This is a genomic window from Amorphus sp. MBR-141, assembly GCF_053628695.1.
On sequence record NZ_JBRJGW010000013.1, the window covers coordinates 162,229 to 171,469 of the forward strand.

Annotated in this window: 9 protein-coding genes; 5 read left to right on the forward strand and 4 right to left on the reverse strand. The window is 63.2% G+C overall.

The window, feature by feature from the left end; genetic code table 11:
• Positions 1 to 66: 66 nt before the first annotated feature.
• Genes ACSSVZ_RS17855 through ACSSVZ_RS17870 form a run of 4 tightly spaced genes read right to left on the reverse strand, consistent with a single transcriptional unit; the run spans position 67 to position 2,398 of the window.
• Positions 67 to 237 carry an SDR family oxidoreductase gene (locus ACSSVZ_RS17855; protein ID WP_453972073.1) on the reverse strand — a complete coding sequence of 57 codons (171 nt, stop codon included), beginning with the start codon at positions 235 to 237 and terminating at the stop codon, positions 67 to 69.
• 44 nt (positions 238 to 281) lie between these two features.
• Positions 282 to 1,073: an oxepin-CoA hydrolase, alternative type gene (locus tag ACSSVZ_RS17860; protein ID WP_453972074.1), complete on the reverse strand. Its 792-nt coding sequence runs from the start codon at positions 1,071 to 1,073 to the stop codon at positions 282 to 284.
• A gap of 34 nt (positions 1,074 to 1,107) precedes the next feature.
• Complete coding sequence (locus ACSSVZ_RS17865; RefSeq protein ID WP_453972075.1) at positions 1,108 to 1,575, reverse strand: MaoC family dehydratase; 468 nt, start codon at positions 1,573 to 1,575, stop codon at positions 1,108 to 1,110.
• Positions 1,568 to 2,398 (reverse strand): SDR family oxidoreductase, encoded by an 831-nt coding sequence (locus ACSSVZ_RS17870; RefSeq protein ID WP_453972076.1) that lies wholly within the window; start codon positions 2,396 to 2,398, stop codon positions 1,568 to 1,570. Before ACSSVZ_RS17870 ends, ACSSVZ_RS17865 begins: the two co-directional genes overlap by 8 nt.
• Before the next feature lie 124 nt (positions 2,399 to 2,522).
• Between ACSSVZ_RS17870 and ACSSVZ_RS17875 the strand changes: the two genes are divergently transcribed.
• From ACSSVZ_RS17875 to ACSSVZ_RS17895, 5 genes are all read left to right on the forward strand, one after another.
• Positions 2,523 to 3,731 (forward strand): CaiB/BaiF CoA transferase family protein, encoded by a 1,209-nt coding sequence (locus tag ACSSVZ_RS17875; RefSeq protein WP_453972077.1) that lies wholly within the window; start codon positions 2,523 to 2,525, stop codon positions 3,729 to 3,731.
• Positions 3,728 to 4,567: an IclR family transcriptional regulator gene (locus ACSSVZ_RS17880; protein ID WP_453972078.1), complete on the forward strand. Its 840-nt coding sequence runs from the start codon at positions 3,728 to 3,730 to the stop codon at positions 4,565 to 4,567. The genes ACSSVZ_RS17875 and ACSSVZ_RS17880 overlap by 4 nt, the downstream gene beginning before the upstream one ends.
• A gap of 197 nt (positions 4,568 to 4,764) precedes the next feature.
• A complete protein-coding gene (locus ACSSVZ_RS17885) occupies positions 4,765 to 5,922 on the forward strand; it encodes a TAXI family TRAP transporter solute-binding subunit (protein WP_453972079.1) in 1,158 nt (385 codons plus the stop codon).
• 63 nt (positions 5,923 to 5,985) lie between these two features.
• A complete protein-coding gene (locus ACSSVZ_RS17890) occupies positions 5,986 to 7,986 on the forward strand; it encodes a TRAP transporter permease (protein WP_453972080.1) in 2,001 nt (666 codons plus the stop codon).
• A 63-nt stretch (positions 7,987 to 8,049) separates the two neighbouring features.
• Positions 8,050 to 9,150 carry a serine hydrolase domain-containing protein gene (locus tag ACSSVZ_RS17895; protein ID WP_453972081.1) on the forward strand — a complete coding sequence of 367 codons (1,101 nt, stop codon included), beginning with the start codon at positions 8,050 to 8,052 and terminating at the stop codon, positions 9,148 to 9,150.
• Positions 9,151 to 9,241: the final 91 nt, after the last annotated feature.

A 9,241-nucleotide genomic window follows, 5' to 3' on the forward strand; every position in this document is an offset into this window, starting at 1 on the left:
CCCAGGCACTCGGATCGGATGTGAGCTCGCTCAATCGCGCCGGCCCAATGCAGGACCTTGACGGCCTCATAGGGACAGCTTGCCGATCGACGCACCGCCATCGACGTGCAGCGTCTGACCCGTCATGAAGGCCGCGTCGTCGGAGAGCAGGAAGGCTATAACCGCGGCAATCTCCTCCGGCTTGCCGAAACGGCGCATCGGAACGCCGGCGAGATATCCGAAATCCCGATAGCCCATCGCCTGGGGCCTGTGGGCTCCTTCCTCGGGGACATCTTGGTACGCTAGCGCTGAAAATGCGCTTTTCTTTTTTCGATAAATGCTGACAGACCTTCGGCAGCCTCTTCGCCAAAGCGGGCACGATTGATCGCGCGCGCTTCGATGGCAAGCTGGGTCGGCAGATCACTTGAACCGGCGATGCGAACAATCTCCTTGATATTCCGCATTGCGTTCGGCGGTCCTGCCGCTATCTCGCTCGCCAGTTCAAGGGAGGCATCCAGTGCTCTTCCTGCCGGATGACAGCTGTTGATCAAACCTGCAGCATGGAGGCGGAGGGCCGGCACCGGCCTCCCCAGCATGCAGATCTCGTTGACGAGCTGGCGCGGAAGAGCGCGCGTGAGGAAATGCGTTGCGCCGCCATCCGGGCTCAGGCCAACCCGCACATAGGCGGCGGTGAAGCGGGCGTCTTCGCCAGCAACAATCATGTCGCACGCCAGGCAAAGCGAAAATCCCGCTCCTGCCGCTCCGCCCTCGACCGCCGCGATGATGGGCATGGAGCTCTGGGCAATAGAGAGGATCAGGGCGTTCAGCTTGTCGGTGTTGCCGGTCGCCGCGGCCAGGGTGGAGGCCCCGCTGGCCTTCAGTGCATTCACGTTGCCGCCGGACGAAAAAAAGCCATTCGCCCCGGTCAGGACGATCGCGCCGATCTCGGGGTCCGTTTCGGCATTCACGATGTGGGCCTGCAGGACGGGATAGACGTCGGGGCCAATGGCATTCCGGGTCTCGACGCCGTCTAGGGTCAGAAGCAGGACGTTGCCCCGCTGTTCGCTCACTACTCTGGTCGATGAGTTGCTCACGACGCTTCCTTTCGTTGAAGATAAAGTGCGCGGGTCAGAGAAACCTGCGTGCCCGCCAGTCCGCGACGAGAGCGGGCTTCTCGTTGCCCTCGATCTCCACCCGGACCGCGAAGACGGTCTCGATGACGGCCGGTTTCACCTCGGTCAGGCCGGAAAGTGTGAACCGTCCCCTCAGACGGCTGTCGACCGGCACCGGAGAGATGAACCGCACCTTGTCGAGCCCGTAGTTCACGTTCGTCCGGATACCCTCCATCCGCGGGAGCTTCTGCATCATCTCGGCGATCATGGAGAGGGTGAGAAACCCGTGCGCAATCGTCTTGCCGAAAGGCCCATGCCGGGCACGCTCGGGATCGGTGTGGATATACTGATGGTCGCCGGTGCAGGCGGCGAACTGGTCTATCCGCTCCTGCGTAACGGTGATCCAGTGCGAGAGACCGATCTCCTGCCCGACGAGAGCCTCGTAGTCAGCGCGCGTGATGTATTTCGGCGAGAGGTCAGGCATCGACGAAGAGGTCCAGCGCAAGCTCTCCGCCCGCGGCATCGTGCCGGTAGACGTCGAACTCCGTCACCCCGCAGGACCTGAGATAGGTCTCGTCCACAAGGCTTTGACCCGTCAACTCGATGGGTGGCGTGGAGAGGATCCGGCAGGCGGCGTCTGCGACGATCTGCGGGGTGCGCGAGCGGGCAAGGTAGTCGGCGCCGACCTCGAATTCCACGGCAGCGGTTGCGATTGTGGTGCGCGGCCACAGGGTGTTGACGGCAATCCGACGATCCCTGAACTCCTCGGCCATGCCGAGCGACAGCAGCGTCATGCCGTATTTTGTCACGGTATAGGGGGCATAGCGGCCAAGCCAGTCGGGAGACAGATTCAGCGGCGGGGCCAGGCTGAGGACATGGGCGTTGTCCGATTTCTCGAGCAGGGAAAGCGCCGCCTTGGTACAGGCCAGAACCGCCCGGGTATTGATCATGTGGATCAGGTCGAAGCGCTTCATCTGAAGGTCGGCCGCGCCTTCCAGCCGGATAGCCCCGGCGTTGTTGACGAGCGCGTCCAACCGGCCGAATTCGCATTCCACCGCGCGCATCATGGCGTCGATGGAGTGATCGTCACGCACGTCCAGCCGGAGGGGAAGCGCCTTGCCCCCGCGCTGACGAACCTCTTCCGCCACACTGTGGATCGTGCCGGGCAGCTTGGCGTGAGCGGTGTCCGACTTCGCGGCGATCACCACGGCCGCGCCTTGTTCCGCCGCCGTCAGCGCGATCTGACGCCCGATCCCCCGGCTTGCGCCCGTAATCAGCACGACCCTGTCGTTCAGCGGTTTCGTCATCGGCGCCTCCTCTCAATCATGTCCAGCGCACCTTATGTTGGACCAATATATTGCATCAAGATACCGATGGTTTGAATTATAAGAACGATACGGTAAAAGAATTTGATTTTTAGGGAGTTGAAGAATGACGGATACCCGAGGGAACGGGCCGCTCGCCGGTCTTCGCGTGCTGGACATCGCCACGATCATAGCGGGCCCGATGGCCGCGACGATGATGGCCGATTTCGGTGCGGAGGTGGTGAAGTTGGAGCTTCCGGGTGTCGGCGACGGATTGCGCGGGTTCCCTCCTCTCAAGGAAGGCAAGTCGCTGTGGTGGAAGGTCACGAACCGCGGCAAATATTTCGGAACGCTCGACCTGCGCCGGGAGGAAGGCAAGGAGCTGTTCCTGCGGCTCGTCGCGCAGAACGACGTGCTGGTCGAGAATTTTCGTCCGGGCACGCTGGATCGTTGGGGGCTGGACGTCGATACGCTGTGGAAGGCAAACCCGAAGCTCGTGATCCTGCGTCTCAGCGGTTTCGGACAGGACGGGCCCTACCGCGAGATGTCGGGACTGGCACGCATCTTCGAGGCCATGGGCGGCCTGACCGCAATCTCCGGCGACGCCGACAGGCCGCCGATGCACACCGGTTATCCAATCGGCGATCCGATCGGAGGGCTCTTCGGAGCCTTCGCGGTCATGGCCGCGCTCTGGCGCGTGGCGCAGGGCGACCAGCAGGGCGAGGAGATCGACCTCTCCCTGACCGAGGCGTTGCTTCGCATCATCGAGGTCCTTGCCATCGAGTACGACCAGCTCGGCGCGGTGCGCGAACGCGCCGGCAACCGGAATGCGTATTCGGCACCGTCAGACGTCTATCTCACCTCCGACAAGCGTTACGTGACGGTGGCGGGCAGCACCGCGCGCACCTTCGCAAACAACGCGCGCGCGATCGGACGCCCGGACCTGATCGACGACCCGCGATTCTGCGACAACAGCGCGCGCGTGGCCAACGTGGAGGAACTGGATCGCGTTTTTGGGAGCTGGATTGCCTCCCACACCCAGGAAGAGGCTGTCGCCGCGTTCCGCGCCACGGGGGGAACGCTCGCGCCGATCTATTCCATCGACCAGATCTTCGCCGACCCGCAGTTCATTGCGCGCGACGCGATCGCACAGGTTGAGGACGAAGATTTCGGAAATGTGCGCATGCAGGGCCTCGTGCCCCGGTTCCGCAGGAACCCGGGCCGGATCCGCTGGGCCGCCAAGCGCATCGCAGCGGACAACGATTATGTTTATAAAGACCTTCTGGGTCTCGATGACTCGGAGATCGAGCAGTTGGTGGCAAAAGGGATCATATGAAAGCGGCGACAGGGCGGGAAGTGCTGGCGGGCGAACAGGAAATGGAGCTGGTCACCGAACTCGATACTTCCATTTCTTCGACGCTGATGCGCGGGATCGAGATCCTCCAGTGTTTCTCCGCGGCCGAGCAGGAGCTGTCCAATGCGGAGATCGCGCGCCGTATGGGGTTGAAGCGGCCGACCGTTTCACGCCTGTGCAAGACGCTTCTCCATCTCGGCTACCTGCGCAAGACGCAGACGGGGGCGTTCCGCCTCGCGCCGCGACTGCTCTCCCTGAACTATCCCGTTCTGGCGACGATGCCATGGCGCCATAACGTCGGTGCCCCGATGCGCGAAATGGCCGAGATGTGTTCGGGCAACGCCTCGATCGGCGTGATGTCGGGAGACTCCTTCGTCCACGTCCAGACGGCGGGTCTTCCGCCCAGCTGGCCGCACGTTCCCGACATCGGCCAGTCCGGGCCGCTGCATCATTCCGCGCTCGGCTGGTCCATTCTCTCCATGCTGCCGCCCAAGGACTACGATGCCAAGATCGCGGAGATCCGCGCAATCCACGGGCAGGATCTGGAGGACTCCCTTCTGGTGATGGAAACCGCTGTGGCACGTTGCCAGACCGACGGCTTCTGCGTGTCGTACGGGGATTGGCGACCGGAGCTGGTCGCTGCCGGTGCGCCGATCGGCCGGACCGAAGACGGCCTCTTTGTTGCCATCGCTTGCGCCGTGCCGCGCTATCGCGCGGTGGCAGAGTATTTCGAAACGGATTTCGGCCCCCGGCTGGCCGAGGCCGCGGCGTCCATGCGCCTATCGGGTGTCTTTCGACTGCCTCCCCGCCACGCCTGAAATCCAACGACGGTCAGACACTGCTCGCGGCGTCTCCGCCCGCAGGTTCCCTATTGTCTGAATTGATCGTTTGAATATATCAAACGATATAAGAATTCAGACGAATAAATAGAAAAAGATTTGAAGATGGGTCATGCACGTGCAAGGCTAGGGGTAAAGCCGGCGTGTTGAAGTGCTGGAAACAAAGGGAGGGTACGATGCAAAAGTTCATTTACGTGGCTGCGATGTGCTTGGCTTCGACCGGGGTCAATGCCGCCGATTTCGAACTGCCAAAACAGCTCGCCTGGACCGCTTATGGGACCGGATCCGCAGGGTACAACGAGGCGGTGGCCATCGGTGCGGCCCTCCAGGATGAGGCCGGGATCAACTTGCGGATCCTGCCTGCGGGCAACGACGTCGCGCGGATGGAACCGCTGCGGCAAGGCAAGGTCCCGTTCTCGCTGAACGGGATCGGGGTCTATCTCGCGCAGGAAGGCGTGTTGGACTTCGGGGGAGAGACCTGGGGGCCGCAAAAGATCCGTCTGCTCGGCACCAACTCCGGCGGCGGTGTGGCCATGTCGGTCGGTGTCGCGCGCGAGGCCTGCGACGAGGTGGGCAAGCCGGACTGCAAGGGCTTCACCTACGCCGATATCAAGGGGCTCCGCGTCGCCTCCATCAAGGGCGCACCCGCGCTCAACACGAACACCTCCGCGTGGCTGGCCTATGGCGGGCTAACCTGGGACGACGTCGAGACAGTCGAATTCGGAGGTTTCGGCCCCGCATGGAAGGGCATAGTTGACGGCACCGTCGACGTCGCGTTCTCGTCCACCAACTCCGGCGTGACCTATGAAGCGGCGTCGAGCCCGCGCGGTCTTTACTGGCCCCCGTTCGATCCGTCCGACGAAGCAGCCTTCAAGCGGCTGACCGACGTCGCCCCTTACTACATCAAGTCACGCGGGACGGTCGGCGCGAACATTGACGGCACCGATGGCCGGGACATGGCCGCCTTCCCCTACCCGATCCTGATCGCGCTCGACACAACCGACGAGGACCTCGCCTACAATATGACCAAGGCGATGTTCGATCTTCTGCCCGCATATTCCGGCAAGACCCCCGGCATCGAGGGCTGGGCGATAGAGTTCCAGCAACTTGAATGGGTGATCCCGTACCACGCCGGCGCAATCCGCTACTACAAGGAGGCCGGCGTCTGGACCGAGGAGGCACAGAAGCACAACGACATGCTCATCGCCCGTCAGGATGCGCTGGCTGCCGCATGGGACGAGCTCAAGGCCGCTGCACCTGACGATTGGGATGCGGCATGGCCGGAAAAGCGGCGCGAGGCTCTGAAGGCCGGCGGTTTCCAGGTCGCCTTCTGAGTTGGCCGGGCGGGTGAAGAGCCCGCCCGAACGTCCTCCGACACGTAAGGCATGAGCGCTAAGATGAGCGACGGCGTGGTCAACGACCGTGTGACAAGGGCTCTCGAAGACGAGATCGCAAGCGAGACACTGACGTTTTCGGGTGTGGCCCGGTGGTACATCGGGATCGCCTCTACGGTGGCGATCCTGCTTGCGATCAAGCAGCTCTTCAACCTGCGGGTCGGCGGTGCCGCGATGCTCGAAGGGACGTATCTCTATCTTCTCGCGGGCATCTTTCTTTCGATCACTTTCCTCGCGTTCCGGATCACGGGCCGGCGCTCGGCCGATGTCCCCTGGTACGATTGGCTCCTTGTCGCCCCGACGCTGCTCATCGGCGGATACTTCGCCTACACCTCGGACCAGAGCCTTCGGAACGGATGGGAATATGCCGCACCGGAGACCGCGAAATGGATGTCCATCGCGCTCTACCTGCTGATCCTCGAGGGAACGCGCCGGGCGGGCGGGTTAATCCTGTTCGCCGTGGTTCTGATCTTCTCGCTCTACCCGACCTTCGCCAGCAGTGTCCCCGATCCGTTGAGCGGCTTCACCCAGCCCTTCACCGACGTGGTGCCGTTCTTCATGATCTCCTCGGAGGCGTCCTTCGGCATTCCGATGCAGGCATTCGGGACGCTCGTCATCGGATTCATCCTCTTCGGCGCGGTCCTGCAGTTCACCGGCGGCGGGCGGTTCTTCAACGATCTCGCGATGGCGTTGGTCGGGCAATATCGTGGCGGAGCTGGCAAGGTTTCGATCTTCGCGTCGGGTTTCATGGGATCCATGTCCGGATCGGTGATCTCCAACGTGCTCACGACCGGGGCCGTTTCCATCCCGGCGATGAAATCCAGCGGCTTCACCGCGAGGATCGCCGCCGCGATCGAAGCCTGCGCCTCAACGGGTGGCGTGCTCATGCCGCCGATCATGGGGGCCACCGCTTTCGTGATGGCGTCGTGGCTGGGGCGCCCCTACGTCGAGATCATGCTGGCCGCGGCAATTCCGTCCGCACTCTTTTATTTCGGCCTGTTCGTCCAGATTGACGCCTATTCCGCCCGACGCGGCCTCTCCGGCCTGTCGCGAGCGGAACTTCCCAAAATCCGCGACACCCTGCGGCACGGATGGCCTTACATCCTCGTTTTCGCGCTGCTCATCATTCTCATGACCGCCTACAGATGGGAGACGACCGCTCCCTTCTACTCCGTCGCGCTGCTGCTGGCCTTCAACCAATTCAGCCGGCGCGACAGGTTCACGTGGCGCGGCTTCGTCGACATGATCGTCTCGGTGGGCCGGACTCTGTCCGAGATCGTGTCGATCCTGCTGGGCATCGGCATGATCGTCGGCGCGTTCCAGGCGACCGGCCTGACCGGACCGCTGGCGAACGAACTGGTGCATGCCGCGGGCAACTCGACGGCGATGCTGCTTCTCATGGGCGCCCTCACCTCCTTCATTTTCGGAATGGGGATGACGGTAACCGCCTGCTATATTTTCCTCGCAGTGGTGCTTGCCCCCGCACTTGTGCAGGCGGGACTCAACGAACTCGCCGTCCACCTCTTCATTCTCTATTGGGGGATGGTCAGCTTCATCACGCCGCCGGTCGCTCTCGGTGCGTTTTCGGCCGCAACCTTGGCCGGAGCGAATCCGATGGCTTCGGCCTGGCAGGCGACGCGGCTTGGCGTGGTGATATACGTCATTCCATTCTTCTTCGTCCTTAATCCGGCGCTGATCGGACAGGCGCCGATGCCCGAGGTCGCCGCCAGCGTCCTCTGTGCGTTCCTCGGCGTCTGGCTCCTCGCGGCCGGGATGCAGGGCTATCTCGCTTTCGTCGGCAGCCTCGGTCGCGGCACCGTCTCCATCGCGATGCGGATTTTGCTCTCGCTGTCGGGCCTGCTGGTGGCCGCCCCCGTTGGGGGGCTGATGAGCCTCGGGCCGGCAGAAATGTCACTCGCCGGTGCTGTGCTCGCCCTCGTTCCCGCCACCTTCGCATGGCGACGCAGGCGGCTGGTCGAGCCTGGCAGGAGAACCGCCGACTGACGGCTGTAAGGGGCACCCCTCCCTGCGGGAGGCAGCGGTGGACCATTGACCGGAGGAGTCAGCATGAAAGTTGCCATCAGACTTGCGGCCGCGGGCGTCGCGGTGGCCATCTCGACCGCTGCCATTGCGGCTGAATTGCCCACGGCAGACCCTGCCGACGTGGGCATGGCCACCGAAAAGCTCGCACGGGTCGACGCCGTTCTTGAGGACAAGATAGCGGCCGGGGACTTTCCCGGTGCGGTGCTCCTGATCGCACGCGAGGGCAAGATTGTGCATCTCGTGGCGTTGGGAAAGCGGACGCCGGACGGCGAGGCGATGACTGCCGACAGCGTTTTTCGCATCTACTCGATGACGAAGCCCGTGACCTCGGTTGTGGCCCTCATGTTGGTCGAGGAGGGCAAGCTCGATCTTGCGGCGCCCGTGTCCCGCTATCTTCCCGAATTCGCAGACATGACCGTGGCCACGGGGACCGCCAGTGACGGGAGTATCCAGGTGGAGCCTGCCAACAGGCCGATAACCGTGCTGGACCTCATGCGTCATACGGCCGGACTCACCTACGGCTTTTTCGGGGCTGGTCCGGCGCGCGCGGCGCTGAAGGCCGAGAACCCAGGCAATGGCGAGAAGACCAACCGCGAGGTCGCGCGGGTGATCGGCGGCCTGCCGCTCGAGCATCAGCCAGGGACCGCCTGGGAGTACAGTCGAGCAACCGACGTGCTGGGCGCGGTGATAGAGGTGATAGAAGGCCGCGACCTGAGCAAGGTGATGCAGACGCGGGTGTTTGACCCGCTAGGGATGGTTCACACCGGCTTTAGCGTCGACGATCCGGCGGCTCAGGCGCTGATCGCGGAACCATTCGACGACGATCGGATGATCGGCAATATCGCGATGTTCGATCCGCGCGAAACCCGGCCATTCGAGACCGGCGGAGGGGGCCTTGTGTCCACGGCGCAAGATTATGCACGGTTCATGGCGATGCTGATGAATGGCGGAGCACTCGATGGTACGCGTCTACTGTCGCCGGCAACCGTGAAGTACATGCTGACCGACCAGCTCGGAGACATTGCCAAGGGCAAGTACGACATTCCCGGCAAGGATTACGGCTTTGGTCTTGGCGTTGCCGTGCGTCGAGACGCGGGCGGCGGCGCCCTGATGGGAAACCCGTGACCTGCCCCTGAGTTTTTCCTCCACCTGGAGTTAGAGTCCGGCCTCGATCGAAGGACGGACAGATGAAGCGGAAGCGATTTACGGAAGAGCA

Bases quoted from the DNA above. Each gene is read 5' to 3' on its own strand.
- ACSSVZ_RS17880 (WP_453972078.1), top strand. From the start codon at position 3,728: ATGAAAGCGGCGACAGGGCGGGAAGTGCTGGCGGGCGAACAGGAAATG.
- ACSSVZ_RS17890 (WP_453972080.1), top strand. From the start codon at position 5,986: ATGAGCGACGGCGTGGTCAACGACCGTGTGACAAGGGCTCTCGAAGAC.
- ACSSVZ_RS17885 (WP_453972079.1), top strand. From the start codon at position 4,765: ATGCAAAAGTTCATTTACGTGGCTGCGATGTGCTTGGCTTCGACCGGG.
- ACSSVZ_RS17870 (WP_453972076.1), bottom strand. From the start codon at position 2,398: ATGACGAAACCGCTGAACGACAGGGTCGTGCTGATTACGGGCGCAAGC.
- ACSSVZ_RS17865 (WP_453972075.1), bottom strand. From the start codon at position 1,575: ATGCCTGACCTCTCGCCGAAATACATCACGCGCGCTGACTACGAGGCT.
- ACSSVZ_RS17895 (WP_453972081.1), top strand. From the start codon at position 8,050: ATGAAAGTTGCCATCAGACTTGCGGCCGCGGGCGTCGCGGTGGCCATC.
- ACSSVZ_RS17875 (WP_453972077.1), top strand. From the start codon at position 2,523: ATGACGGATACCCGAGGGAACGGGCCGCTCGCCGGTCTTCGCGTGCTG.
- ACSSVZ_RS17855 (WP_453972073.1), bottom strand. From the start codon at position 237: ATGGGCTATCGGGATTTCGGATATCTCGCCGGCGTTCCGATGCGCCGT.